This is a genomic window from Pseudomonas fuscovaginae SE-1, assembly GCF_000364705.1.
Taxonomy (GTDB): Bacteria; Pseudomonadota; Gammaproteobacteria; order Pseudomonadales; family Pseudomonadaceae; genus Aquipseudomonas; species Aquipseudomonas fuscovaginae_A.
The window spans coordinates 1-25,985 of sequence record NZ_AQOH01000061.1 but is presented as its reverse complement, the minus strand read 5'-3'; the positions used below and the strand labels follow the sequence as shown (position 1 = coordinate 25,985).

At 64.0% G+C, this 25,985-nt stretch carries 25 protein-coding genes and 1 pseudogene; 18 read left to right on the top strand and 8 right to left on the bottom strand.

Translation table 11 applies throughout. The annotated features are described in order from the left end of the window. Nucleotides 1-3 precede the first annotated feature (3 nt). Together K675_RS0107000 and K675_RS0106995 are read left to right on the top strand one after the other, a co-directional pair. On the top strand, nucleotides 4-501 hold the full coding sequence (locus tag K675_RS0107000) for a DUF6231 family protein (protein WP_017902799.1): 498 nt from the start codon (nucleotides 4-6) through the stop codon (nucleotides 499-501). A gap of 5 nt (nucleotides 502-506) precedes the next feature. Further along, entirely contained in the window at nucleotides 507-983 is a 477-nt protein-coding gene (locus K675_RS0106995) for a YchJ family protein (protein ID WP_026144996.1), read from the top strand. Between the two features lie 6 nt (nucleotides 984-989). On the opposite strand, the gene K675_RS0106990 is transcribed toward K675_RS0106995, so the two are convergent. Beyond that, on the bottom strand, nucleotides 990-1,493 hold the full coding sequence (locus tag K675_RS0106990) for a hypothetical protein (protein WP_017902797.1): 504 nt from the start codon (nucleotides 1,491-1,493) through the stop codon (nucleotides 990-992). A 99-nt stretch (nucleotides 1,494-1,592) separates the two neighbouring features. Between K675_RS0106990 and K675_RS0106985 the strand changes: the two genes are divergently transcribed. Both K675_RS0106985 and K675_RS32130 read left to right on the top strand, forming a co-directional pair. Then, a complete protein-coding gene (locus K675_RS0106985) occupies nucleotides 1,593-2,072 on the top strand; it encodes an LEA type 2 family protein (protein WP_017902796.1) in 480 nt (159 codons plus the stop codon). Nucleotides 2,073-2,079: 7 nt separating this feature from the next. Further along, nucleotides 2,080-2,280: an SEC-C metal-binding domain-containing protein gene (locus K675_RS32130; protein WP_037006349.1), complete on the top strand. Its 201-nt coding sequence runs from the start codon at nucleotides 2,080-2,082 to the stop codon at nucleotides 2,278-2,280. A 268-nt stretch (nucleotides 2,281-2,548) separates the two neighbouring features. On the opposite strand, the gene K675_RS0106975 is transcribed toward K675_RS32130, so the two are convergent. Next, a complete protein-coding gene (locus tag K675_RS0106975) occupies nucleotides 2,549-3,937 on the bottom strand; it encodes an ATP-binding protein (RefSeq protein ID WP_017902794.1) in 1,389 nt (462 codons plus the stop codon). Continuing rightward, a complete protein-coding gene (locus K675_RS0106970) occupies nucleotides 3,934-4,644 on the bottom strand; it encodes a response regulator (protein WP_017902793.1) in 711 nt (236 codons plus the stop codon). Before K675_RS0106970 ends, K675_RS0106975 begins: the two co-directional genes overlap by 4 nt. Before the next feature lie 195 nt (nucleotides 4,645-4,839). Between K675_RS0106970 and K675_RS0106965 the strand changes: the two genes are divergently transcribed. From K675_RS0106965 to K675_RS0106945, 5 genes are all read left to right on the top strand, one after another. After that, nucleotides 4,840-7,224, top strand: a complete 2,385-nt coding sequence (locus K675_RS0106965) for a TonB-dependent receptor (RefSeq protein WP_017902792.1) — start codon at nucleotides 4,840-4,842, stop codon at nucleotides 7,222-7,224. A gap of 3 nt (nucleotides 7,225-7,227) precedes the next feature. Continuing rightward, complete coding sequence (locus K675_RS0106960; protein ID WP_017902791.1) at nucleotides 7,228-7,908, top strand: Fe2+-dependent dioxygenase; 681 nt, start codon at nucleotides 7,228-7,230, stop codon at nucleotides 7,906-7,908. Between the two features lie 31 nt (nucleotides 7,909-7,939). Beyond that, nucleotides 7,940-9,055, top strand: a complete 1,116-nt coding sequence (locus K675_RS0106955) for an ABC transporter substrate-binding protein (protein ID WP_017902790.1) — start codon at nucleotides 7,940-7,942, stop codon at nucleotides 9,053-9,055. 222 nt (nucleotides 9,056-9,277) lie between these two features. Continuing rightward, nucleotides 9,278-10,357, top strand: coding sequence for a FecCD family ABC transporter permease (locus K675_RS0106950; RefSeq protein WP_017902789.1), 1,080 nt, complete (start codon nucleotides 9,278-9,280; stop codon nucleotides 10,355-10,357). Further along, the gene (locus K675_RS0106945; protein WP_017902788.1) at nucleotides 10,354-11,136 is read left to right on the top strand and encodes an ABC transporter ATP-binding protein; all 783 of its coding nucleotides are present in this window, start codon (nucleotides 10,354-10,356) and stop codon (nucleotides 11,134-11,136) included. The genes K675_RS0106950 and K675_RS0106945 overlap by 4 nt, the downstream gene beginning before the upstream one ends. A 170-nt stretch (nucleotides 11,137-11,306) precedes the next feature. On the opposite strand, the gene K675_RS0106940 is transcribed toward K675_RS0106945, so the two are convergent. Next, complete coding sequence (locus K675_RS0106940) at nucleotides 11,307-11,861, bottom strand: cysteine hydrolase family protein (RefSeq protein ID WP_017902787.1); 555 nt, start codon at nucleotides 11,859-11,861, stop codon at nucleotides 11,307-11,309. 139 nt (nucleotides 11,862-12,000) lie between these two features. Here K675_RS0106940 and K675_RS0106935 point away from each other — a divergent pair, with 139 nt between their 5' ends. The 6 genes from K675_RS0106935 (at nucleotide 12,001) to K675_RS0106910 (ending at nucleotide 19,278) form a co-directional block, all read left to right on the top strand. Next, nucleotides 12,001-14,454, top strand: a complete 2,454-nt coding sequence (locus tag K675_RS0106935; RefSeq protein ID WP_017902786.1) for a penicillin acylase family protein — start codon at nucleotides 12,001-12,003, stop codon at nucleotides 14,452-14,454. A 651-nt stretch (nucleotides 14,455-15,105) separates the two neighbouring features. Then, the gene (locus tag K675_RS0106930) at nucleotides 15,106-15,885 is read left to right on the top strand and encodes a transporter substrate-binding domain-containing protein (protein WP_026144993.1); all 780 of its coding nucleotides are present in this window, start codon (nucleotides 15,106-15,108) and stop codon (nucleotides 15,883-15,885) included. A 57-nt stretch (nucleotides 15,886-15,942) separates the two neighbouring features. Beyond that, entirely contained in the window at nucleotides 15,943-16,671 is a 729-nt protein-coding gene (locus K675_RS0106925; protein WP_017902784.1) for an ABC transporter permease, read from the top strand. Further along, on the top strand, nucleotides 16,668-17,378 hold the full coding sequence (locus K675_RS0106920; protein WP_017902783.1) for an ABC transporter permease: 711 nt from the start codon (nucleotides 16,668-16,670) through the stop codon (nucleotides 17,376-17,378). The genes K675_RS0106925 and K675_RS0106920 overlap by 4 nt, the downstream gene beginning before the upstream one ends. Before the next feature lie 9 nt (nucleotides 17,379-17,387). Further along, entirely contained in the window at nucleotides 17,388-18,506 is a 1,119-nt protein-coding gene (locus K675_RS0106915) for a succinylglutamate desuccinylase/aspartoacylase family protein (protein WP_017902782.1), read from the top strand. Nucleotides 18,507-18,513: 7 nt separating this feature from the next. Beyond that, entirely contained in the window at nucleotides 18,514-19,278 is a 765-nt protein-coding gene (locus tag K675_RS0106910) for an ABC transporter ATP-binding protein (RefSeq protein WP_017902781.1), read from the top strand. Nucleotides 19,279-19,410: 132 nt separating this feature from the next. Here K675_RS0106910 and K675_RS0106905 read toward each other — a convergent pair whose 3' ends face one another. The 3 genes from K675_RS0106905 to dcd form a co-directional block, all read right to left on the bottom strand. Continuing rightward, nucleotides 19,411-20,247: a transporter substrate-binding domain-containing protein gene (locus K675_RS0106905; RefSeq protein WP_017902780.1), complete on the bottom strand. Its 837-nt coding sequence runs from the start codon at nucleotides 20,245-20,247 to the stop codon at nucleotides 19,411-19,413. 121 nt (nucleotides 20,248-20,368) lie between these two features. Next, nucleotides 20,369-20,575, bottom strand: coding sequence for a hypothetical protein (locus tag K675_RS0106900; RefSeq protein WP_017902779.1), 207 nt, complete (start codon nucleotides 20,573-20,575; stop codon nucleotides 20,369-20,371). Between the two features lie 108 nt (nucleotides 20,576-20,683). After that, on the bottom strand, nucleotides 20,684-21,250 hold the full coding sequence (gene dcd / locus K675_RS0106895; protein ID WP_017902778.1) for a dCTP deaminase: 567 nt from the start codon (nucleotides 21,248-21,250) through the stop codon (nucleotides 20,684-20,686). A 387-nt stretch (nucleotides 21,251-21,637) separates the two neighbouring features. Between dcd and K675_RS0106890 the strand changes: the two genes are divergently transcribed. Then, on the top strand, nucleotides 21,638-21,847 hold the full coding sequence (locus tag K675_RS0106890) for a cold-shock protein (protein ID WP_017902777.1): 210 nt from the start codon (nucleotides 21,638-21,640) through the stop codon (nucleotides 21,845-21,847). Between the two features lie 300 nt (nucleotides 21,848-22,147). On the opposite strand, the gene apbC is transcribed toward K675_RS0106890, so the two are convergent. Then, nucleotides 22,148-23,242: an iron-sulfur cluster carrier protein ApbC gene (gene apbC, locus K675_RS0106885; RefSeq protein WP_017902776.1), complete on the bottom strand. Its 1,095-nt coding sequence runs from the start codon at nucleotides 23,240-23,242 to the stop codon at nucleotides 22,148-22,150. 286 nt (nucleotides 23,243-23,528) lie between these two features. On the opposite strand from apbC, the gene metG reads away from it, so the two are divergent. Beyond that, nucleotides 23,529-25,580, top strand: a complete 2,052-nt coding sequence (gene metG, locus K675_RS0106880) for a methionine--tRNA ligase (RefSeq protein WP_017902775.1) — start codon at nucleotides 23,529-23,531, stop codon at nucleotides 25,578-25,580. A gap of 115 nt (nucleotides 25,581-25,695) precedes the next feature. Beyond that, nucleotides 25,696-25,985, top strand: a pseudogene (locus K675_RS0106875) (NADH:quinone oxidoreductase); the annotation flags it as partial.

Here is a 25,985-nt window from a genome sequence, read left to right as displayed (position 1 = left end):
TCGATGACCGAGAGCATTTCTTCCCGCACGCCCCAGCAAGCCCTGGCGGCACTCCTGGACCGCTATGCCCCGCAGACCCTGCTGCTGGTGGGCGCGAGCAGCTTTCCGGCACTCGAGGCATTCCAGGCGGCTCACCCGCAGACCCAGGTCGCCTTCGCCGAACCCGGGGCCCTGCCGGCCGAACTGGCGGCGCGACGTTTCGACCTGGCCCTGGTGCTCGACTGCCTCGAACACTTGCCCAAGCGAGCCGGCCGGGAACTGCTCGGCGGTATCCGCAACCTCAATGCCAGCCGCCTGGCGGTGCTGGTGGACATGCCGGCCGCCGACTGGCAGGACAGCGACTTCTTCGCCCTGGCCCTGCAGAGCAGCGAACGCTTCCAGCGCGACGAGCAGGTGCTGACGCTGTTCACCTATGACCTGCGCGAATACAAACAGGTCCCGGACTGGCTCAACGCCAAGTTCTGGGCCAACCCGGAAAACTTCGGCAAATACTGGTGGTGATTCCCGTGAGCGTATCGATTTGCCCCTGCGGCAGCGGCAACCTGCTCGACACCTGCTGCGGCCATTATCATGCCGGCCATCCAGCGCCCTGCGCCGAAGCGCTGATGCGCTCGCGCTACAGCGCCTACGTGCTGGGTCTGGTCGATTACCTGGTGGCGACCACCCTGCCGATCCAGCAGGCCGGCCTGGACCGCCAGTCCATTGCCGACTGGAGTGCGCAAAGCACCTGGCTGGGCCTGGAGGTGGAAGGCTCGGAGGTGTTCGGCGGCCAGCCGGAACATGCTTTCGTCACTTTTACCGCACGCTGGCACGACAGCGGCGGCGAACACAGCCACCGCGAACGCTCCGCCTTCGTGCAGAACGCCGGACGCTGGTACTTCATCGACCCGACCGTGACGCTCAAGGCCGGGCGCAACGATGCCTGCCCCTGCGGCAGCGGGCAGAAATACAAGAAGTGCTGTTCGGGCTATCTGGCCGGATAAGCCGGCTCAGCACAGCTTCAGATGGGAGGTGTCGGGTGCCGCCGGTGCCGCGGGCCCCGGGATCTGTCCCATATCGCTGCCCAGCGGTGCCATGCTTAGCGCCGACAGGTCGAAAACCGGCGCGACCGCTGCCGGCCTCGGGTCCTGCAGGTCACCGCCGACCTCGGCAATCGCGTAATCCGGCGCATCGACGGAGCTGAATGCGGCCATGCAGACGTCGCGCGGCACCACCCGGGCACGACTGGCCGGTTCGGCAGCAGTGTCCACCGCGACCTCTTGCGGCGGCATGGCCAGCACTTCGACCCGCGCGCCGGCCCGCTCGAGGGTCGCGCGGTACTTCTCCGCGGCCGCCGCATCGAGCTGGTTCTTCAGCACCAGCCGGCGCCCGGAGAACAACAGTTCGATCCGCTGGGTATCGGCCTGGAACAGCCGCGCCAGGTTGCTGCGAACCTGCTCGACCGACGCCCCGGGCAGCAGTTCGCCACTGAAGACAATCTCGTAAAGGCTCATGACCACGCTCCTGTGTGCCCATTCGATCCCAGGTTGACCGACAGCAGTATCGCCCAGTTGATGGGGTCGGACTAGACTGGGCTTCGAGAGGAGGCCCCCATGCACCCACGGACACTCGCTACGCTCGCCCTGCTGGCCGCCCTGGCGCTGCCCGGCTGCGCCTCCTGGCTCGATGCCGGGCCTCGGGACCCCGAGGTCAGCGTGATCCGGGTGGAACTGGTCAAGGCCACGCTGCTGCAGCAGAGGTTCAAGCTGCACTTTCGCCTCGACAACCCCAACGACAACCCCCTGACCGTGCGCGCCCTGCACTATCGCATCTACCTGGACCAGTGGCTGCTGGCCGAAGGCGACTACGACCGCTGGATGACCGTGGAGCCCAACAGTCGAGCCTTTTTCGTGGTGCCGGTACGGACCAACCTCTGGCAGCACCTGAAACCGCTGGCCAAGCGCCTGGAAAAACCCGGCAAGCCCATCCCCTATCGGCTGGAAGGCACCCTGGAAACCGGATTATTCATCGGCTATGACGTGCACCTGGAGCACAAAGGCGAGATAATTCCCGGCGATCTCATTTCGGAGTAGTTCCAGCATGACCCAGCAACCTCACGTCCATGGCCCCGATTGCAACCACGATCATGATCACGCGCACCACGATCACGGCCACGTTCACGGCCCGCACTGCAACCACGCGCACCAGGAGCCGGTACGCAACGCTCTGAAGGACGTGGGCCGCAACGACCCGTGCCCATGCGGCAACGGCAAGAAATTCAAGAAGTGCCACGGCGCCTGACGCCTCGTCTGAAAGCCAGGCCGTACCAGCCGCCTTGGGAGCAGTCCAGAGCGGCATGCTCGATATAACGCGCGCCCGTCACTTTGTGGGAACGGGCTTGCCCGCGAAGCTTCCGGCACACTCAGGGCCGCCTTCGCTGGCAAGCGAACGCCCACGGAGCTGCGGCGCACGCCAACCAGACGATCACCGCCACACTCGTGCACGCCTGTTCTGCCGCTTATCGGCAGTGAACTGAAGACAGTTCCCCGTAGCTTGCTGCGCTTGCCCCCTAATCCTCGCGCCGCTCGAAGGCCAGCGTCACCTCCAGCCCGCCGCCTTGGCGATTGCGCAAGGTCATGCGGCCACCGTGGGCCGCCGCGATGGTATGGGCAATGCTCAGCCCCAGGCCATAGCCGCCGGTTTTCGCATTGCGCGAACCCTCCACCCGATAGAAAGGCTCCACCACCTGCTCCAGCAGCGCCTCGGGAACACCCGGGCCGCGATCACGGATGATGATACGCAGGTGCTGCGACTCGTCCTCGATCCGCACCACCACCTCGCGACCATACCGCACCGCGTTCTCCAGCAGGTTCTGCACGCAGCGCTTGAGGCTGCGGGCATAACCGGGCAAGGGTCGTTGTGCCCGGCCCTCGACGCTGATCGGTTCGCCGATATCCTCCAGGTCGGCCTGCAGGCTGCGCAGCAGCGCATTGATATCGATGCTCTGGCGCTCCTCGTTCACCTCGCCACTGCTGACGAAGTCCAGGGTACTGGAGACCATGTGTTCCATGTCTTCCAGATCCGTGCGAAAGCGCTCCTTGACCTGGTTGTCCTCCAGCAGTTCGGTGCGCAGGCGCAGCCGGGTGATGGGCGAGCGCAGGTCATGGGAAATGGCCGCGAGGAAACGGGTGCGCTCGGCGATACTGGCGATCAGTTGCTGCTGCATGACATTGAAGGCCTGGGCCGCCCGTCGAACCTCGGTCGGCCCGTCCAGTGGCAACGGCGGTCGGCGGATGTCCCGCCCCAGGGCCTCGGCGGCCTTGGCCAGGGCGTTCAGCGGACGGATCGCCAGGCGCACCGCGAGCAACGCAATGATCACCACCACGATGATCCGCAACAGGTAGATACGCATCACGTAGTCGAACAGCAGATCCAGCGGCGAAGTGCTGGTCCAGCCCTGCTCCTCGCTGGCCTCCACCAGCAGCCAGCGACCATCGGGCAGGCGCAGGTCGATCAGGAAGCGGCCGATCGCCGGACGGGCGCCGAACAGTGTGGACAGGCCGGCAATCTGCCCCTGCTGATCCACCACCGACACCTGCAACAGGCGCAGGGTCTGGGAGTAGCCGGTCTTCTCCGACAGTACCTTGTTCAGCAACCGCTCGGTGTCCTGGTCCTTCTCGCTGAGCCTGCCGGGGATACCGCTGGCCTGTTCACTGAGGGTCAGGCGAAAGTTCGGCGAGTCGATCAACTCGATCAGGCTGTCCGCACGGTGCGGGTCAAGGTGCGAAAGACGGACGATATTGGCCAGCCGGGTAGCGATCAGGCGGGAGGGGATTTCCAGGACCTGACTGTGGCGTACGTCGTACCAGATGCTGCTGGTGAGGATCTGCGCCGCCAGCATGCCCGTCACCAGGATCAGCACCAGCCGGCCGAACAGCGAGCCCGGCCACAGCTTCACGACTGGGGTTCCACATCGGTGGCGGTGAGCATGTAGCCCTCGTTACGCACGGTCTTGATCAGGCTCGGCTCCAGTTGCTGGCGCAGACGGCTGATGCACACGTCGATCGAGCGGTCGAACGGCGTGCTGTCCTTTTCGAACACGTGATTGAGCAGGAAATCCCGGCTCAGTGGTCGGTTGGGATGCTGCAGCAGCAGGCGCAACACACGGAAATCGGTGTTGCCCAGGCTGATCACCAGCCCTTGCGGGGATAGCAGTTGGCGGGCCCGGGTATCCAGTTGCCAGCCGGCGAAGCGAATGGTCGGCACATCGTCGATCCGCGCCCGCTCGGGGAAACTCTGGGCCCGGCGCAACACCACCTTTATACGCACCAGCAGTTCGCGCGGGTCGAACGGCTTGGGCAGATAGTCGTCGGCGCCCAGTTCCAGGCCGAGGATCCGATCCACCAGAGTACCGCGGGCGGTCAACATGATCACCGGGGTGTTGGAGGTCACCCGCAGTTCGCGGCACAGACTCAGCCCATCCTCCCCCGGCAGCATCAGGTCGAGGACGATCAGGTCGATGACATTCAGTTCCAGGCGGCGGCGCATCTCCTTGCCATCACAGGCGGTGGAGGTCTGGTAGCCGGCGTTGGTCAGGTACTCGGAAAGCAACTGACGGATTTCCGGATCGTCATCGACGATCAGCAGATGATCGGGCTTGCTCATGAGGAAAAGTCGGTGTCCGAAAAAAACTACGGGATAGCCGAAAGTTCTCGGCCTGTAGAAATGAAATGTAATGGAATGTGTTGAGACGCGCTTGTATGCAATTCCAATACAAAGCGCGACCCGTCCGCCGAGGCTGGCTCTTTAGACTACCGAATCTAAATAAGATTTATTTAAATTTAGCACAGGTTGTCCCGCATGCCGTCGTCGTCCCAGCCTTCCACCTCACGTCTGCAACCCCTGTCCCTGCCAGGCTCCCTGGCACCGGTCTTCGGCCTGATGGCCATGGGCGCGCTGCACTCCGCCATGGCCCAGGATACCGAAACATCGGGCGCCCTGACGCTGCCGGAGCTGAAAGTCGAGGGCGAGTACAGCTCGCCGTTCAAGGTCGACCGCGCCAGCTCGGCCAAGCTCAGCCAGCCGCTGCTCGACACGCCGCAGAGCGTCACCGTGGTCCCCCAGCAGGTGCTCAAGGAACAGAACGCGCAGACCCTGCAGGAAGTGCTGCGCAACGTACCCGGCATTACCTTCATGTCCGGCGAAGGCAATCTGGGCTGGGGCGACCTGTTCTCGATCCGCGGCTTCTCCTCGGAACAGAGCCTGACCGTCGACGGTGTGCGTGATGCCGGCATGTCGACCCGTACCGATACCTTCAACCTGCAGCAGGCCGAAGTGTTCAAGGGTACCGGGGCCATCGAGTCGGGCATCGCGGCGGTCGGCGGCAGCGTCAACCTGGTCAGCAAGGAAGCCCACCTGGGCGACCGGAACAAGCTTTCGGCCGGGGTCGGCAGCGACAACTATCGGCGCCTCACCGCCGATCTCAACCACGAATTGAACGACACCACCGCCGTGCGCCTCAACCTGATGCGCCACTACAACCAGGTGGCCGATCGCGACGATGTCGACTACGACCGCTGGGGCCTGGCCACCTCCCTGGGCATGGGCCTGGGTACGCCGACGCGGGTATTCGTCGACCTGTTCTACCAGAAGGACAACAACACCCCGGACGGCGGCCTGCCGATCCAACGCGGCACCCACGGCGACACCATGCCGGGCGTGAAGCGCTCCAACTGGTATGGCGATTCGAGCCTGTATACCCAACAGACCGAAACCCTGTCGCTGACAGCGCGCCTGGAACATGACTTCGACAACGACGCCCGGCTGAAGAACCAGATCCGCTGGGAACGCACCGACAACTTCGCGGTGCTGTCGCCGGCGCGCTTCTTCGCCGCCGACGCCAACGGCCAGAAGACCTGTACCGGCACCCGCTGTGCAACCCTGGGCTACACCGGCGTCGGGCCGGTCAGCCAGGTACCGGGCTCAACGGTCAACGCCTACCCCGGCTACGTCGCCAGCGGCGACACCGCCCATGGCATCCTGCGCGGCTCCGACTACGGCCAATCCAAGCGCTACACCATTCTCGACAACCAGACCGACTTCAGCTTCGGCTTCAACACCGGCAGCCTCTCCCACGCGGTGGTCAGTGGCCTGGAGCTGTACCACGAGACCTACGGTGGCCTGAAGCGCAATGCCGAAGTTCCCGCCGGCGACATGCTCTTCGATATGGCCGACCCGCAGCACGACTTCGCCAGCACCTGGGTGACCAAGGGCGAAGGTGAACCCCGCTCGGTGATCGACAACGCCGGTCTCTACGTGGGCGACACGGTGACCCTGAACGACCAGTGGCAGGTGCTCGGCTCGCTGCGCTACGACCACTGGCGCGCCCAGACCACCCAGCGCGGCCAGGCCGATATCGACAGCACCGACGGCGCCCTGAGCGGCCGCGCCGGCGTGGTCTACAAGCCGCTGCCCAACGGCAGCCTCTACGCCTCCTACAGCGAGGCGGCGGAGCCTTCGGCGATTGGCGCCTCGACCAACAACCAGATCTACGGCGCCTCGACCACCAGCAACTACTCGCCGGCCAAGTCCAAGACCTATGAAGTCGGCACCAAGTGGGACCTGTTCCACGACCAGTTGAACGTGACGGCGGCGCTGTTTCGCACCGAGCTGGAAAACTCCTGGGAGTACCAGAGCGGTGAAACCGCCCCGGTGCGGGCCCTGCCGGCCAAGCGTGTCGACGGTGTCGAACTCGGCCTGCAGGGCAACCTCACCCCGCAATGGACCGTGTACAGCGGCTTCTCCGCGCTCAAGAGCGTGCAGACCAAGGGCGCCAACAAAGGCTCCGAAGCCAAGAACGTGCCGGACCTGACCGCCAACCTGTGGACCACCTACCAGGTCACCGAGGATCTGAGCCTGAGCTACGGCGCCAACTACGTCGGCCGTCGCCGCTACAGCGACAACAAGTACGTCGGTGGCCTGAACAACAACAGCAGCTACGCCACCGGGCCGGCCGGCGTCTACGCGGTCTACGTCAAGGACGACGAGAAGGCGCCGAGCTACTGGCTGCACAACCTGGCGGCGCAGTACCAGATCAACGCGCAGACGCGGCTCAACCTGAACCTCAACAACGTCTTCGACAAGTTCTACTACAGCCAGATCGGCGCCTCGCTGGACGGTTTCCAGTTGTACGGCATTCCCGGTGCCGGCCGCACGCTGACGGCGAGTGTCGATTATGAGTTCTGAGTCATGCTGATCGAGATTCCCGAACTGTTCAGCACCGAGGAGACCCGCGACATGCTCGCGGGCCTGCTGGCCGAGCCGTGGATCGATGGCAAGGCCACCGCCGGGCTCGGCTCGGCGCGGGTCAAGCACAACCGGCAACTGCCCGAGGACTCGGCACTGGGCATCCGCCTCGGCGAGCGGATCCTCAACCGGCTCTCGGACAATGCCCTGTTCATGTCCGCCGCGCTGCCAAAGAAGATCTACCCGCCGCTGTTCAACCGCTACAGCGACGGCGAGTCGTTCGGGCTGCATATCGACAACGCCATCCGCGGCCTCAAGGGCGTGCGCGAGCGGGTCCGCACCGACCTGTCCGCCACCCTGTTCCTGGCCGACCCGGCCAGCTACGACGGCGGCGAACTGGTGATCCGCGACACCTTCGGCGAACACGCCGTGAAACTGCCGGCCGGGCACCTGGTGCTCTACCCCGGCAGCAGCCTGCACCAGATCAACCCGGTCACCCGTGGCGAACGGATCGCCGCGTTCTTCTGGATCGAAAGTCTGGTCCGCGAAGACAGCCAGCGCAGCCTGCTGCTGGACATGGATGTGGCGATCCAGCGCCTGAGTGCGCAACACGCCGACGAACTGTCGCTGCTGCAACTGAGCGGCGCCTACCACAACCTGTTGCGGCGCTGGAGTGACGTCTGATGCGCCGCCCGCCCCTCCCGGAGAAACCGTGATGATCAAACCCCGTGCGCTGCTGCGCCTGAGCGCCCTGTTCACCGTTCTGCTGCTTGTCCCCGTTGCGGCGGCGTCGGCCCATGAGGTCACCGACGTACTGGGCCGCAAGGTCGATGTACCGGACCACGTCCAGCGCGTGGTGCTCGGTGAAGGCCGGCTGATGTCCGCCTTCGCCCTGCTCGACCGCGAGGCACCGTTCCAGCGCATCGTCGGCTGGCAGAACGACCTGCGCCTGCTCGACCCGCACACCTACGCCGCCTATGTCGCCAAATTCCCCAAGGTCAAGGACATCCCGCTGATCGGCCAGGCCTCGGAGCAGAGCGTCAGCGCCGAGGAAATCCTCAGCCTCAAGCCGGACCTGGCGGTGTTCAGCATCTCCGGCCACGGCCCGACCGAGCACAGCCCGGTTGCCGACATACTGGCCAAGGCCGGTATCGCGGTGCTGTTCGTCGATTTCCGGATCAACCCGATCAATGGCACCCACGCCAGCCTCGACGCCCTCGGCCAGGCGCTCGGTCGTGAAGCACAGGCCAAGGCCTACCTGGACTTCTACGACCAGCACGTGAAAGCCATCACCGACAAGGTCGGCGACCTGCCGGACAGCCAGCGGCCGAAGGTCTTCCTCGAGCTGCTGGCCGGCGCCTGGCAGGCACCGGGGCATACCACCGGCAAGAGCGGCATGGGCGAAGTGATCCGTACCGTCGGTGGCGTGAACATCGCCGAAGGCGTGGTGCCAGGTGCTCTCGGTGATGTCAGCGTCGAATACGCACTCAAGGCCGATCCGGACCTGTATGTCGCCACCGGCAACCACAAGCCGGGCCTGGTCCTGGGTGCCGGGGTCAGCCAGACCGAAGCCCGCACGGCCTTCGACACGGTGCTGGCACGTCCCGAGTTCAAGAACCTGCGGGCGATCCGCAGCGGCAACGCCCACGGCCTTTGGCATGACTTCTACAACTCGCCGTACAACCTGCTGGCGATCGAGGCCCTGGCCAAGTGGACCCACCCTGAGCTGTTCGCCCAGTTGAATCCACAGGACACCCTGGAGGCGATGAACAAGCAGTTCCTCGATACCCCGATCAAGGGCGCGTACTGGATCGATGCGCAAGCCAAGTAATCGACTTCAACCCTGAGGAACAGGGCTGCCGGAATGGCTTCGACACCGATCCCATGTGGTGAGCGGGCTCGCCCGCGCTCGGCTGCAAGGCAGCCGTAAACCGGAGAACTCGGTCTATCGGATAGACCGGGTTTTCCGGTTTCAGGGGAACTGCGTTCCCCAGCGGGGGCAAGCCCCCTCGCCACAGAGTCAGTGAACAGCCAACACCCGAGTACCGCCCGCATGACCGTGATGACCCCATCCCTGAACGCTTCACCCCTGGACCTGGCCGCTGCCAGCCAGGGTTATCGCCGCCTCCTGCTGCGCCGCCTATGGTTGCTGGTGCTGCTGGGCGGCGCCCTGCTGTGCGCGATGCTCATCGACCTGGCCAGCGGCCCGTCCGGCATGGGCCTGCCGGCCCTGCTCGACGGCCTGCTGCACCCCGGTCACCTGAGCCTGACCGACCAGGTGATCATCTGGAACGTGCGCCTGCCCTACACCCTGATGGCCGTGCTGGTCGGCTGCGCGCTGTCGCTGGCCGGCGCGGAAATGCAGGCGATCCTCAACAACCCGCTGGCCAGTCCCTTCACGCTCGGCGTGTCGTCGGCCGCGGCCCTCGGCGCGTCGCTGGTGATCGTGTTCCCGCTCGCCACCGCCTGGCTGTCGAGCAATACGGCCATCTCCGTCTCGGCCTTCGTCTTCGCCGCCGCCTCGGTCTTCCTGCTGCAAGCCATGTCGCGGCTGCGGGGTGCCGGGGTGGAAAGCCTGGTGCTGTTCGGTATCGCCCTGGTCTTCAGTTGCAATGCGATAGTGGCGCTGCTGCAACTGGTCGCCACCGAAGACGTGCTGCAACAACTGATCTTCTGGACCCTGGGCAGCGTGACCCGGGCCAACTGGGACAAGCTGGGCATTCTCGCGCTGGTGATCGCCCTGGTCATGCCGTTCTCCTTCACCGCAGCCCCGCGCCTGACCCTGCTGCGCATGGGCGAGGACCGTGCGATGAGTTTCGGCGTCGATGTGAAGCGCCTGCGCTTCGCTTCATTGTTGCGCATCAGCCTGCTGTCGGCGACGGCGGTGGCCTTTGTCGGCACCATCGGTTTCATCGGTCTGGTCGGTCCGCACATCGCCCGCATCCTGGTCGGCGAGGACCAGCGTTTCCTGCTGCCGGCCAGCGCCCTGGTCGGTGCCCTGCTGCTTTCGCTGTCGTCGATCGCCAGCAAGCTGATCATGCCCGGCGTGGTCGTACCGGTGGGGATCGTCACCGCGCTGGTGGGCGTACCGATCTTCGTCGTGCTGGTGTTCAAGCGTGGGAGGCAACTATGAGTGAGCAAGCACAGGGCCTGGCAGTCGAGCATGCGGTGATTGGCTACGGCCGGCGCCAGGTGGTCCGCGACCTGAGCCTGCCGATCTTGCAGCCGGGCACGCTGACCGCCCTGATCGGCCCCAATGGGGCCGGCAAGTCGACCCTGTTGCGCGGGATCGCCGGCCTGGAAAAGATGAGCGGCAGCGTACGCCTGCAAGGTGAGGATCTGGCTCGTCTATCGGTGGAGGAACGCGCCCGACGGGTGACCTACATGCCGCAGAACCTGCCGCCGGGCCTGAGCCTGAGCGTCATGGAAAGCGTGGTTGCCGCCCTGCGCGTCGGCCGCCTGTCGCACCGGCAATGCCTGGATGAAGCGTTCAGTGCCCTGCAGCGCATCGGGATCACTCACCTGGCGGACCAGTGGTTGAGCAGCCTGTCCGGGGGTCAGCGCCAACTGGTCAGCCTGGCGCAACTGATCGCCCGCCGGCCACAGGTGATGCTGTTGGACGAGCCGACCAGCGCCCTGGACCTCAACTACCAGTTGAAGGTCATGGCCTGCGTGCAGTCGCTGGTACGTGAACACCGGTTGATCGCCGTGGTGGTGCTGCACGACATCAATCTCGCGGCCCGCTACGCCGACAACCTTGCGGTGCTGCGCCAGGGGCAACTGTTCGCCAGCGGCACGCCGCAGGACATTCTCGATACGCGGCTGTTCGCCGAGGTCTATGGCGTCCAGGCCCGGATCGAGCGCTGTTCGCGGCAGACCCTCCAAATCCTGGTGGATGAGGCGATGGGCTGATCCCATGTCGACCGTCTCCCTGGCATAAGGTCCCTTGAAACCCGCGCTGTTCCTGTAGGAGCCGGCTTGCTGGCGATAGCAGCGTATCAGTCAGCAAAGATGTTGACTGACAAGCCGCTATCGCCAGCAAACCGGCTCCTACAACAGCCATGTGCTGCCGCCAAACTCGCCTATCGGCCCATCACCTCGGCGGCGGACACCACCGTCGCGTACTCGCCATGCAGGTTCCCCAAGGACATGGCGTGTACCTCCTGGGCGGTACGCATCTGGCCGAAGTAATCCGCCTTGTCGAAGGTGTAGCACGCATCCTCGGCCACTCGGGTGATGAACCCGAGATTGCCCGCGGTACGCGCCGTCGCCTCCACCGAGTTGTGGGTCGCCACGCCGACGATCACCAGATCATTGATGTGCGCCGCCTGCAAACGCTCTTGCAGACGCGTGGCGCAAAAGGCATCCGGCACCGCCTTCTGGATCAGCCACTCACCCGGCAACGGTCGAAACCGTTCCTGGAACTCGACCCCCGACTGGCCAGGCCAGAACACCGATTCCGACGAACGGGACAGATGCTGCACGTGCACCACGGGCCAGCCGTGTTCGCGCCAATGTTCCAGCAACTCGGCGATCCGCTCCTCGGCCGCGGGGTTGTTGCGTGGCCCGAGCCGGGGCTGAAGGATGCCCTGCTGCTGATCGATTACGATCAGTGCGGCACATACCCTGGTGGTCATCGTTCTTTCGCTCCCTGTCCGACAAGAACCGACAGGATCGCATAAAACCGCAAAATAACCGCGGCCCCCGTCTTGCGCGGCCTGGTCCCGCTCACTAACGTAGCGCCTTTACTGACGCTACCCCCGCAGGAGCCTTGCCATGGCCTCGCCAGCCTACCCTCACTTTTTCAAAAAATGTGGCGTCGCCGCCGCCGTGGCAGGCCTGCTCGGCCTGGCCGGCTGCCAGTCCTGGAACGCCCGGGACAGCCTGCCACCGACTTCCGGCGTGCAGCCGATCAAGGGCCTGGCTCAGAACGTCTCGGTGCGCCGCAACACCCTGGGCATGCCGCTGATCGAAAGCAACAGCTTCCATGACGCACTGTTCACCCTGGGTTATGTCCACGCCAGCGACCGCATCACCCAGATGGTCACCCTGCGCCTGCTGGCCCAGGGCCGCCTGGCGGAAATGAACGGTGCCGAAGCCCTGGATACCGACCGTTTCATGCGCGCGGTCAACCTGAAGAAAAGTGCCGGCGAGCTGTACAACGCCGCCTCGCCGCGCCTCAAGCGTTTCTTCGAGGTCTATGCCCGTGGCGTCAACGCCTACCTGTTCCGCTATCGCGACAGGCTGCCACCGGACCTGGCCCGCACCGGCTACCTGCCCGAATACTGGAAGCCGGAGGATTCCGCGCTGATTTTCTGCCTGCTGAACTTCCAACTGTCGGCCAACCTGCCGGAAGAGATTTCCTCGCTGGTGATCGCCCAGAAGGTCGGGATCGACAAGCTCGCCTGGTTGACCCCGAGCGCTCCTGACGAGCCGCTGCCACAGGCCGAGACGGACAAACTCAAGGGCATCGCGCTGAGCCAGGTCAGCGGTCTCGCCGTCGTCGACAAGGCCTCTGCACAGGTCAGCGCCCTGAACGGTTTCGGCGCCGGCACCTCGACCAACTGGGCCATCGCCCCGCAACGCAGCCGCAGTGGCAAGAGCCTGCTGGCCGCCGACCTGCAGCAACCGACCAACGCTCCCGCCGCCTGGAACTACGTGCAGATCCGCGCCCCGAAGTACCAGGCCGCCGGTCTGTCGGTCGCCGGCCTGCCAGCGATTCTCTCCGGCTTCAACGGCAAGGTCGCCTGGAGCCTGGCGGCAGTGCCGGGCGACAGCCAGGACCTGTTCCTCGAGAAGCTCAAGCGCCAGGGCAATGCGCTGTATTACGAAGCCGACGGCAAATGGCTGCCGGCCATCGTGCGCAACGAGACCTACTTCATCAAGGGTCAGCGCTCGATCCGCGAGACCGTCTACGAAACCCGCCACGGCCCGCTGCTCAACAGTGCCCTGGGCGACGCACCGCTGGCCGGAGGCTACGGCCTGGCCCTGCAGACTGCGCCGCTCAAGGACGACAAGAGCCTCGATGCGTTCTTCGACCTGTCCCGCGCACAGAATGCCGAGAAGGCCTCCGACGCCAGCCGGGAAATCCGCGCCATCGCCCTGAACATGATCTTCGCCGACGCCAGCAACATCGGCTGGCAGGTCACTGGCCGCTATCCGAACCGCCGCGAAGGCGAAGGCCTGCTCCCCTCACCGGGCTGGGACAGCCGCTTCGACTGGGACGGCTACGCCGACGCGATGCTGCACCCGTACGACCAGACCCCGCCGCAAGGCTGGCTCGGCACCGCCAACCAGCGCACAGCGGCCAAGGGCTACGGCATGCAACTGTCCAATTCCTGGTACTACCCGGAGCGTGGCGAGCGCCTCGCGCAACTGGCCAGCGCCGGCAAGCAGGACACCCGCAGCACCATCGCCATGCAGTACGACCAGAGCACCACTTTCGCCAACAAGCTGAAGAAGATGTTCCAGGCCCCGGGCATGGCCCAGCCGCTCAAGCAGGCCATCGACGCGCTGCCGCAAGCCGAACGCGCCAAGGCGCGTGAAGCCCTCAGCCGGTTGATGGCCTTCGACGGCAAGCTCAGCCCAAGCTCGGCCGACGCCGCGCTGTACGAACTGTTCCTGCAGGAAAGCCTGAAGCAGATCTTCCTCGACAAGCTCGGCCCGGAAAACGGTCCGGTGTGGCAGGCCTTCATCGCCAACGGCCGGTTGTCCTACTCGGCCCAGGCCGATCACCTGCTCGGGCGTGAGGACAGCCCGTTCTGGGACGACAGCCGCACCCCGCAGAAGGAAGACAAGCCGGCGATCCTCGCTCGCAGTCTGGCTGCCGCGATCAGCGCCGGTGACAGCCAGCTGGGCACGGACCACAAGGCCTGGCAGTGGGGCAAGCTGCATCGTCTTGACTGGAAGAGCGCCAGCGGTCAGAGCCTGCGTGGCCCGGTCCAGGTCGGCGGTGACCACACCACCCTGAACACCACGGCCTACCTGTGGGGCGGCGACAGCTTCGAGACGGTCCTGGCTCCCGCCGTGCGGATGATCGTCGACTTCGGCCAGATCGAACCCATGAGCGGCCAGCAGAGCCCCGGCCAGTCCGGCAACCCGGCCAGCCCGTACTACGCCAACGGCCTGGATGGTTGGCTGAAGGCCCAGTACGTCAGCTTCCCGATGCAGCCGCAGAACCTCGACAGGGCCTACGGCACCAGTCGCCTGACCCTGACCCCGGGCAAGTAGGTCCGGCGCGCGAAGCAGGGATTGCGGTTGCGGTTGCGGTTGCGATGATTGTGGCGAGCGGGCTTGCCCGCGCTCGGCTGCAAAGCAGCCGTAAACCTGGCGACCGGTTCTCCCTGGCACAGCGCGGGAAGGTTTAGGGGCTGCTCTGCAGCCCAGCGGCCCGAACACAAAAAATCTGACAGTCTCGTTTAGGGCTGCTCTGCAGCCCAGCGCGGGCAAGCCCGCTCGCCACATCCCTCATCCCTCATCCCTCATCCCTCATCCCTCATCCCTCATCCCTCATCATCCCTCATCCCTCATCCCTCATCCCTCATCATCCATCATCCATCACCCATCACCCATCACCCATCACCCATCACCCATCACCCAGCACCAGGCACCAGGCACCAGGCACCGGTCATCACCTCAAATCACACAATCCCGGCCCTGTGATGCCCACCTCCCCGCCCATTTACCGCACCAATATTGTGCGCTTGTTTTCTGATGCCCGATTTCGGGCATCATGAGCTGGCTTGTAGCCATATTCCTACCTTTTGAAACGCTTGTTCGGGACTATGGTTCGGAAATTGCTACTTTTATCCGGTCATACGCGTTCCAGTAACAGTACTTAATGCGCCACAAGCGCTCATTCTGGTCTTCAGGGATTAAATAATGAAAAAAGCATTGCTGACCCTTTCCGCACTGGCTCTCTGCATGGGCGCAAGCGTCGCCATGGCCAAGGAATACAAGGAACTGCGCTTTGGCGTGGACCCTTCCTACGCGCCCTTCGAATCCAAGGCCGCTGACGGCAGCCTGGTCGGCTTCGACATCGACCTGGGCAACGCCATCTGTGCCGAGCTGAAGGTCAAGTGCAAATGGGTCGAAAGCGACTTCGACGGCATGATTCCGGGCCTCAATGCCAACAAGTTCGACGGCGTGATCTCGTCGATGACCGTGACCGAAACCCGCCAGAAGGCCATCGATTTCTCCAGCGAGCTGTTCTCCGGCCCGACGTCCCTGGTGTTCAAAAAAGGTGCGAACTACTCCACCCCCGAATCCCTCAAGGGCAAGACCGTGGGCTACGAGCAAGGCACCATCCAGGAAGCCTACGCCAAGGCCGTGCTGGACAAGGCCGGCGTGACCACCAAGGCCTACGCCAACCAGGACCAGGTCTACGCCGACCTGACTTCCGGCCGTCTCGACGCCTCGGTACAGGACATGCTCCAGGCCGAACTGGGCTTCCTGAAATCGCCAGCCGGCGCCGGCTACGAAGTCAGCAAGGCCATCGACGATCCTCTGCTGCCATCGAAGACCGCGATCGGTATCAAAAAAGGTAACAAGGACCTCAAGGCACTGCTGGACAAAGGTATCGAAGCGTTACACAAGGACGGCAAATACGCCGAAATCCAGAAGAAGCACTTTGGCGACCTGAACCTGTATAGCGGGAAGTGATCCCCTGGGCGCCCCCTGCAAAGGGGGCGCTTTCCTGACGGCCAAAGGCACACGTTCATGTTCGACAACCTCCTGCAAACCCTGGGGCTCTCCGCCTTCAGCCTGAGAGGCTTCGGCCCGATTCTGCTGGAAGGCACCTGGATGACCATCAAACTATCGATTCTGTCGCTGCTGGTGAGCGTACTGCTCGGCCTGCTCGGCGCCAGTGCCAAGCTTTCCAGCATCAGCCTGCTGCGCCTGCCGGCCCAGATCTACACCACGCTGATCCGTGGCGTACCCGACCTGGTGCTGATGCTGCTGATTTTCTACAGCCTGCAAACCTGGCTCTCCAGCCTGACCGATGCCATGGACTGGGACTACATCGAGATCGACCCGTTCGCCGCCGGGGTCATCACCCTGGGCTTCATCTACGGCGCCTATTTCACCGAAACCTTTCGTGGCGCGATACTCGCCGTGCCACGCGGCCAGCTCGAAGCCGCCACCGCCTATGGGCTCACCCGCGCCCAGCGCTTTCGCTTCGTGACCTTTCCGCAGATGATGCGCTTCGCCCTGCCAGGGATCGGCAACAACTGGATGGTGATCCTCAAGGCCACCGCGCTGGTCTCGATCATCGGCCTGGCCGACCTGGTCAAGGCCGCCCAGGATGCGGGCAAGAGCACCTATCAACTGTTCTACTTCCTGGTGCTCGCCGCCTTGATCTACCTACTTATCACCAGTGCCTCGAACTATGTCCTGCGCTGGCTTGAACGGCGTTATGCCGCGGGCAGCCGGGAGGCCGTACGATGATCGAACTGCTCGAACAATACTGGCGTCCGTTCCTCTACAGCGACGGCCAGCACATCACCGGCCTGGCCATGACGATGTGGCTGCTCAGCGCCTCGATCTTCATCGGTTTCCTGCTCTCGATCCCGCTGTCGATCGCCCGGGTCTCGCCCAGGCGCCGCATTCGCTGGCCGGTGGAGTTCTACACTTACCTGTTCCGCGGCACGCCGCTGTATATCCAGTTGCTGATCTGCTACACCGGGATCTACAGCCTGGAGGCGGTACGCAACCAGCCGTTGCTCAACTCGTTCTTCCGCGATGCGATGAACTGCACCATTCTCGCCTTCGCCCTGAACACCTGCGCCTACACCACGGAGATTTTCGCCGGGGCGATCCGCAGCATGAACCACGGCGAGGTCGAGGCGGCCAAGGCCTACGGCCTCACCGGCTGGAAACTCTACGCCTATGTGATCATGCCGTCGGCCCTGCGTCGGTCGCTGCCGTACTACAGCAACGAAGTGATCCTGATGCTGCACTCGACCACCGTGGCCTTCACCGCGACCGTTCCGGATATCCTGAAGATCGCCCGGGACGCCAACTCGGCGACCTACATGACCTTCCAGTCGTTCGGCATCGCCGCGGTGATCTACCTGGCGATCACCTTCACCCTGGTCGGCCTGTTCCGGCTGGCCGAACGCCGCTGGCTGGCCTTCCTCGGCCCGGCTCACTAGGACTTTCCCATGCGTCATGTCACTCATGACCTGCTGGCGCCCGTACCGGGTACAGCACGTCAGATCCACAGTTTCCACTTCGGCCCGGAACAGGCCGAACGCAAGGTCTATATCCAGTCGTCGCTGCATGCCGACGAACTGCCGGGCATGCTGGTCGTCTGGCACCTCAAGCAGCGCCTGGTCGAGCTGGAACAGGCCGGCCGCCTGCGTGGCGAGATCGTTCTGGTGCCGGTGGCCAACCCGGTCGGCCTGGAACAGGTGCTGATGGATGTGCCCCTGGGCCGCTACGAACTGGAAAGCGGGCAGAACTTCAACCGCTGGTTCGTCGACCTCAGCGAAGAAATCGGCAACCGCATCGAACAACAGCTCAACGATGACCCACGGCACAACCTGCTGCTGATCCGCCGTGAGCTGAAGGAGGCCCTGGCCGCCGAGGTCCCGGCCACCCAGTTGCAATCCCAGCGCCTGGCGCTGCAACGGATCGCCTGCGACGCCGACATGGTGCTCGACCTGCATTGCGATTTCGAGGCGGTGACCCACCTGTACACCACGCCCGAGGCCTGGCCGCAGGTCGAGCCGCTGGCGCGCTACATCGGTTCCCAAGCCAGCCTGCTGGCCACCGACTCCGGCGGCCAGTCGTTCGACGAGTGCTTCACCCTGCTCTGGTGGGACCTGCGGCAACGCTTCGGCGAGCGCTTCGCAATGCCCATGGGCAGCTTCTCGGTGACCGTCGAACTGCGTGGCCAGGGCGACGTCACGCACCCGCTGGCGAGCCAGGATTGCCAGGCGATTCTCGACTACCTGACCCAGTTCGGGGTGATCGATGGCGAGATCGCGCCGCCACCGGCCCTGCGCTATCCGGCCACGCCGCTGGCCGGGGTCGAGCCGGTGGCCACACCGCTTGGCGGCCTGCTGGTGTTCCACGCCCTGCCAGGGGAATACCTGGAGGCCGGGCAACTGATCGCCGAAGTCATCGACCCGATCAGTGACCGGGTCATCCCTGTCCACAGCAATACCACGGGGCTGCTCTACGCCCGTTCGCTGCGCCGCATGGCGACGGCCGGCATGGTCATCGCCCATGTCGCCGGCCGCGAGGCCTATCGCAGCGGCTATCTACTTTCCCCTTGAGGTACCCATGTACAAACTGACCATTGAAGGCCTGCACAAGAGCTATGGCGACCACGAGGTGCTCAAGGGCGTTTCGCTCAAGGCCAAGACCGGTGATGTGATCAGCCTGATCGGCGCCAGCGGCTCGGGCAAGAGCACCTTCCTGCGTTGCATCAACTTCCTGGAAACGCCCAATGACGGCGCCATGAGCCTCGACGGCCAAGCGATCCGCATGGTCAGCGACCGACATGGCATGCGCGTCGCCGACGAAGCCGAACTGCAGCGCATCCGCACCCGCCTGGCGATGGTGTTCCAGCACTTCAACCTGTGGAGCCACATGAGCGTGCTGGAGAACATCACCATGGCGCCGCGCCGGGTGCTGGGCGTTGATCGCAAGGAAGCCGAGGACCGCGCCCGCCGCTACCTGGACAAGGTCGGCCTGCCGGCGCGGGTCGCCGAGCAGTACCCGGCGTTTCTTTCCGGTGGCCAGCAGCAGCGGGTGGCGATTGCCCGGGCGCTGGCGATGGAGCCGGAAGTGATGCTGTTCGACGAACCGACCTCGGCCCTCGACCCGGAGCTGGTGGGCGAAGTGCTGAAGGTGATCCAGGGCCTGGCCGAGGAAGGCCGGACGATGATCATGGTGACCCACGAAATGAGCTTTGCCCGCAAGGTGTCGAGCCAGGTGCTGTTCCTGCACCAGGGGCTGGTGGAAGAACAGGGAGCGCCCGAGGACGTGCTGGGCAACCCGCAGAGCGAGCGGCTGCGGCAGTTCCTCAGCGGTAACCTCAAGTAATTGGGGAAGGTTTCAGGGCCTCTTCGCGGGCAAGCCACGCTCCTACAGGGGTTGCTGCCATGCCCGGAATACGTGTACGGCGCAATATTGTAGGAGCGTGGCTTGCCCGCGAAGAGGCCATCACGCTCTGCCTCAGTTATGGGCAGCCTGCCACGGATAGGCCAGCCACTTCTGCATGCGCTTGGCGAACCGCCCGCTTTCCATGTCCTGGTGCAGCCACTGGTCAACGTACTGCTTGAGCACGATATCCCTCGGCAACAGCACCGCCTTCTCGGAAAAATCGAACGGCTGGTCCGGATGCACCGCGCACAACTGCGGGTGCAGCTTCTCCTGCAGGCGCGTCTCCACCGCGTCGGTCATCATCAGGTCGGCCTTGCCGTCGACGATCTGCTGGAAGATGGTGACATTGTCCTGATGCACGATGATCCGCGCCTGTTTCAGGTTGGCCCGGGCGAACTTCTCGTTGGTACCGCCCGGGTTGACGATGGCCGTTACCTGCGGCTGGTCGATCTGTTCCAGGGTCTGGAAGGCCTGCTGCCGGGAGCACAGGGTGATCGGTGTCTTGCCATCACGCTGGTACGGCTGTGAAAAAAATGCCTGCCTCTGGCGCTCCATGTTCACCGAGATGCCACTGATCGCCAGGTCGAAGTGGTCCGCCTGCAAATCGTTCATCAGCGTCGGCCAGGTCGTCGGCACCAACTGCAGCTTCGCCCCCATCGATTGCGCCAGCTCCTGTGCCAGCTCGATGTCCAGGCCGATGAAATGCTCGCCACTCTTGTAGCTGAAGGGCTTGTAGTCACCCGTGGTGCCGACTCGCAGTACACCCTGCTGAATGATCCGGTCGAGCCGACCGACCACTTGCATCGGCGCAGCACCCTGCGCCAGCTCGGCAGCCTCGACCAACGGGGTGGCGACCAGCAGCGCCGAAAGCAGGAGCCGGGAAAATCTCAGGGGAATGGAAAACGTCATGGGCAGCCCTTTTTATTGTCTGATATCCGTGAGTGCGCGTTGATGGCACTGGCGCAGACTACCTGCAAGGACTGGAACAGGCGACCCCTGGACGGCACGCGGCCGTCCAGTCGGCCATGGATCAGGCGACAGGAGCCGGTGGCGGTTCGTCGGGCAAGACCGGTTCGCCCGGCTCGGTGGGCTGTTCGTTGGGGGTATCGGGTTCGGGCTGGCCGGGAATGCCGCCCATCAGGGTCTGTGGGTGGGCGAGCAACGACCAGGCCAGCAGGCCCACTTGATTGGGTTCCAGTCTGGCCAGTTCGGCACTGATGCTAGGATCGATCTTCATGGGCGACTCCTGGGCGATAGGGTCCGGTCAGCCTTGCGCCAACCGGAACGGTACACCCAGTAGAGTGCACCAGCGCCCAGGAATTCCCTCGGGCTGACCGTCCGCCGGTCAGGTGCGCGGCAGGGTCACGCCACGCTGGCCCTGGTACTTGCCACCACGGTCCTTGTAGGAGACTTCACATTCCTCGTCGGACTCCAGGAACAGCATCTGCGCCACGCCCTCGTTGGCGTAGATCTTCGCCGGCAGGGTGGTGGTATTGGAGAACTCGAGGGTCACGTGGCCTTCCCACTCCGGCTCCAGCGGGGTCACGTTGACGATGATGCCGCAACGGGCGTAGGTGCTCTTGCCCAGGCAGATGGTCAGCACGTTGCGCGGAATGCGGAAGTACTCGACGGTACGGGCCAGGGCGAAAGAGTTCGGCGGAATGATGCAGACATCGCTCTTGATGTCGACGAAGCTGCCGGCGTCGAAGTTTTTCGGATCGACGGTCGCCGAATTGATGTTGGTGAACACCTTGAACTCGTCGGCGCAACGCACGTCGTAGCCATAGCTCGACACGCCGAAGGAAATCAGCCGGTCGGCGCCTTCGCCCCGCACCTGGCGCTCGACGAAGGGTTCGATCATGCCGTGCTCTTGCGCCATGCGGCGAATCCACTTGTCCGATTTGATGCTCATGGCGGGTGTCCTGAAATAGCGAGGTGGAGAAATTCTGCCGGGCATCTTACCGGGGCGCATCGCCGGGTTCAAAGACCGGGGGGCGATTTGCCTCAAAAAGCTGCCCCGGATACCCCCGCCAAACCCGGCCAAAGCCCTTGTGGCGGGCGCTTTCTGGCAGTACGGGACGCCGTCAGTCACGAAATCGGCGAAACCTTGGCAAAGACCATTGGCACGTTCTGGAAAAAGGGTTAAGGTGGCGCCACTGTGCTGCTTGTGTCACTGAGAATCTCTCCACGATGTTGAATTTCGATCCAACCATCTCCAAGAATTTTTCCTGCTCTTTGCACTCAGTCTCGGCCAGGGCGTTTCCTGAGTCGCAGTTAACTTTGTCCAAGGAGACATCAAATGTCTAATCGCCAAACCGGTACCGTCAAGTGGTTCAACGATGAAAAAGGCTTCGGCTTCATCACTCCACAATCCGGTGACGACCTGTTCGTACACTTCAAAGCCATCCAGGCTGACGGTTTCAAAACCCTGAAAGAAGGCCAGCAGGTTTCTTTCATCGCTACCCGCGGTCAGAAAGGCATGCAAGCTGAAGAAGTTCAAGTTATCTAACTTGTCCTGAGCCAGCAAAAAGCCCCGCTCTCTCACGAGAGGCGGGGCTTTTTTGTGCCTGGGTGTTTTCCCTTCCAAGGCGATGAAACATTTTCGTGGCACACGAGCTTTCATGATCAGCGGGCTTTTGTGGTGAGCGGGCTTGCCCGCGCTGGGCCGCAGGGCGGCCCTGAAACCTGCATCCCGCATATATCAGCCCTATCGGGTTGCCTGGTTTTGCGACTGCCTTGCAGTCGAGCGCGGGCAAGCCCGCTCGCCACAAAAAGCCCGCCCACCAGCGGGCGGAGTCAACCCGACGGTTCAATCGTCGCTGATGGTGATATTCGGCAACGCCTGGCTCGCCGCTTCCTGCAGGACGATCCGTGCCCCCACATGCCGGGCCAGTTCCTGATAGACCATGGCGATCTGCCCGTCCGGCTCGGCCGCCACGGTCGGCCTGCCGCCGTCAGCCTGCTCACGAATCACCAGCGACAGCGGCAGCGAGGCCAGCAGCTCGACGCCGTATTGCGAAGCCAGCTTCTCGCCACCGCCTTCGCCGAACAGATGCTCGGCATGGCCACAGTTCGAGCAGATGTGCACCGCCATATTCTCCACCACGCCCAGCACCGGAATGTTCACCTTGCGGAACATCTCCACCCCCTTCTTCGCATCGAGCAGGGCCAGGTCCTGCGGCGTGGTGACGATCACCGAGCCGGCCACCGGGACCTTCTGCGCCAGGGTCAGCTGGATGTCGCCGGTACCCGGCGGCATGTCGATCACCAGATAATCGAGGTTGCCCCAGTCGGTCTGGGTCACCAGTTGCAGCAGGGCCCCGGAGACCATGGGGCCACGCCAGACCATCGGTGTGTTGTCGTCGGTCAGGAAGGCCATGGACATGACCTCCACGCCCAGGGACTCGATCGGCACGAACCACTTCTGCTCCCTGATCTTCGGCCGGGTGCCTTCGGCGATCCCGAACATCACGCCCTGGCTCGGGCCGTAGATGTCCGCGTCGAGAATGCCCACCTTCGCCCCTTCGCGGGCCAGCGCCAGCGCCAGGTTGGCCGCCGTGGTCGACTTGCCCACCCCGCCCTTGCCGGAGGCCACCGCCACCACGTTCTTCACGTTGGCCAGGCCCGGGACCTGCCCCTGGGCCTTGTGCGCGGCGATCACGCAGTCGATCTCGACCTTGGCCGAAGCCACGCCGTCCAGGCCTTCGATGGCCAATTGCAACATCTGCGCCCAGCCGTTCTTGAACAGACCGGCGGCGTAACCCAGTTCGAGGCGGACGCTGACCCGATCGGCCTGGATGTCGATGGCCTTCACGCACCCGGCGCTGAGCGGGTCCTGGTTCAGATAAGGATCGGTGTACTGGCGAAGGACGGCTTCCACCGCTGCGCGGTTGACTGCGCTCATGGGCAACTCCCGAAAAAGGCTGAGTGAAACAGACAGCTATCGTAACCGTTCTGGCGCACGCAGGCATGTTTGTGGCGAACTGACTTGCCCGCACTCGACTGCAAAGCAGTCGCAAAACCGGCAAGCCAGGTCAAACGGGGGGCTGTGTAAAGCGGTTTCAGGGCCGCTTCGCACCCCAGCGCGGGCAAGCCCGTTCGCCACGGTTTGCTCACCACTAAAGGATGAATTATGTGTGCGGGGGCTTTATAGTGTCGGGTCTTCGTTTCACTTCAAGTAGCCGAGCCCCATGTCCGAGCCACGCCAGATTCTCGTCACCAGCGCCCTGCCCTATGCCAATGGTTCCATCCACCTCGGCCACATGGTCGAGTATGTCCAGACCGACATGTGGGTGCGTTTCCAGAAGCACCGCGGCAACCAATGCATCTATGTCTGCGCTGACGACGCCCATGGCTCGGCCATCATGCTGCGCGCCGAGAAGGAAGGCATCACGCCGGAACAGCTGATCGCCAACGTCCAGCGCGAGCACAGCAGCGATTTCGCCGACTTCCTGGTCGACTTCGACAACTTCCACTCGACCCATGCCGAGGAAAACCGCGAGCTGTCGACGCAGATCTACCTGCGCCTGCGCGATGCGGGGCACATCGCCAACCGGGCGATCACCCAGTATTTCGACCCGGAAAAGCAGATGTTCCTGGCCGACCGCTTCATCAAGGGCACCTGTCCGAAATGCGGTACCGAGGACCAGTACGGCGACAACTGCGAAAAGTGCGGCGCCACCTACGCCCCCACCGACCTGAAGAACCCCAAGTCGGCGATTTCAGGGGCCACGCCGGTGCTCAAGGAATCCCAGCACTTCTTCTTCAAGCTGCCGGACTTCCAGGCCATGCTGCAGGGCTGGACCCGCAGCGGCACGCTGCAGGACGCGGTGGCGAACAAGATCGCCGAATGGCTGGACAGCGGCCTGCAGGAATGGGACATCTCCCGCGATGCGCCGTACTTCGGCTTCGAGATCCCGGATGAGCCGGGCAAGTATTTCTACGTGTGGCTGGACGCGCCGATCGGCTACATGGCCAGCTTCAAGAACCTCTGCGCGCGCCGTCCGGAGCTGGACTTCGACGCATTCTGGGGCAAGGACTCCAAGGCCGAGCTGTATCACTTCATCGGCAAGGACATCGTCAACTTCCACGCCCTGTTCTGGCCGGCGATGCTCGAAGGCGCGGGCTACCGCAAGCCGAGCGGCATCAACGTGCACGGCTACCTGACCGTCAACGGCCAGAAGATGTCCAAGTCCCGAGGCACCTTCATCAAGGCCCGTACCTACCTCGACCACCTGTCGCCCGAGTACCTGCGCTACTACTACGCGTCCAAGCTGGGCAAGGGCGTCGACGACCTCGACCTGAACCTCGACGACTTCGTGCAGAAGGTCAACTCGGACCTGGTCGGCAAGGTGGTGAACATCGCCAGCCGTTGCGCCGGTTTCATCCACAAGGGCAATGCCGGCGTGCTGGTCGCGGGCGACGCCGCTCCCGATCTGACCGAGGCGTTCCGCGCCGCGGCCCCGAGCATCGCCGAAGCCTACGAAAGCCGCGACTTCGCCCGCGCCATGCGCGAGATCATGGCCCTGGCCGACCGCGCCAACGCCTGGATCGCCGACAAGGCGCCCTGGGCCCTGGCCAAGCAGGAAAGCAGGCAGGATGAAGTCCAGGCCGTCTGCGCCGCGGGTATCAACCTGTTCCGTCAGTTGATCATCTTCCTCAAGCCGGTGCTGCCGCTGCTGGCCGCCGATGCCGAGGCGTTCCTCAACGTTCCGCCGCTGACCTGGAACGACCACGCCAGCCTCCTGGCCAACCATCGACTGAACGCGTTCAAGCCGCTGATGACCCGTATCGACCCGGCAAAAGTTCAGGCCATGACCGACGCCTCGAAGGAAGATCTCGCCGCCAGCCAGACCGACACCGGCAGCGCCGCCCCACAAGGCAACGGCGAACTGACCAAGGACCCGCTGTCGCCTGAGATCGAGTTCGACACCTTCGCCGCGGTCGACCTACGCGTCGCGCTGATCGTCAAGGCCGAGGCGGTCGAGGGTGCGGACAAGCTGCTGCGCCTGACACTGGACATCGGTGACGAGCAACGCAACGTGTTTTCCGGGATCAAGAGCGCCTACCCGAACCCGGCCGAGCTGGAAGGTCGCCTGACCATGATGATCGCCAACCTCAAACCGCGCAAAATGCGTTTCGGCATCTCCGAAGGCATGGTCATGGCCGCCGGCCCCGGCGGCGAGGAGATCTACCTGCTGAGCCCGGACAGCGGCGCCAAGCCCGGCCAGCGGATCAAGTAACCCCATCCTGCCTGACCTCGCGGGCCACGATCTTCGTGGCCCGCGACGTTTCGTGGCTAGTACGACCCGTTCGCTTGCCGGATAATTCATTCCATACGCTTGCCCGGCACGATCAATGACCGATCTTCTCCTCATCCTCGTCAGCGCCGCCCTGATCAACAACATCGTGTTGCACTGGCCGCTGGCTGTCGATCCGTTGCTGCGGGCCCCGCCGCTGGAGCGGTGTCGGCTGCATGCGCTGGGCATTGCCAGCACGTCGGTGATGTTGGCCGCAACCTTGCTCAACTACGCCCTCTATCACCTGGTGCTGCTGCCGCTGCAGTTGAGCGCCCTGCAACTGCTGGTGTTCCTGCCTGTCTGCATCGCCTTGATCGGTCCGTGTCTGAAGCTGCTGGCACGCTGCCT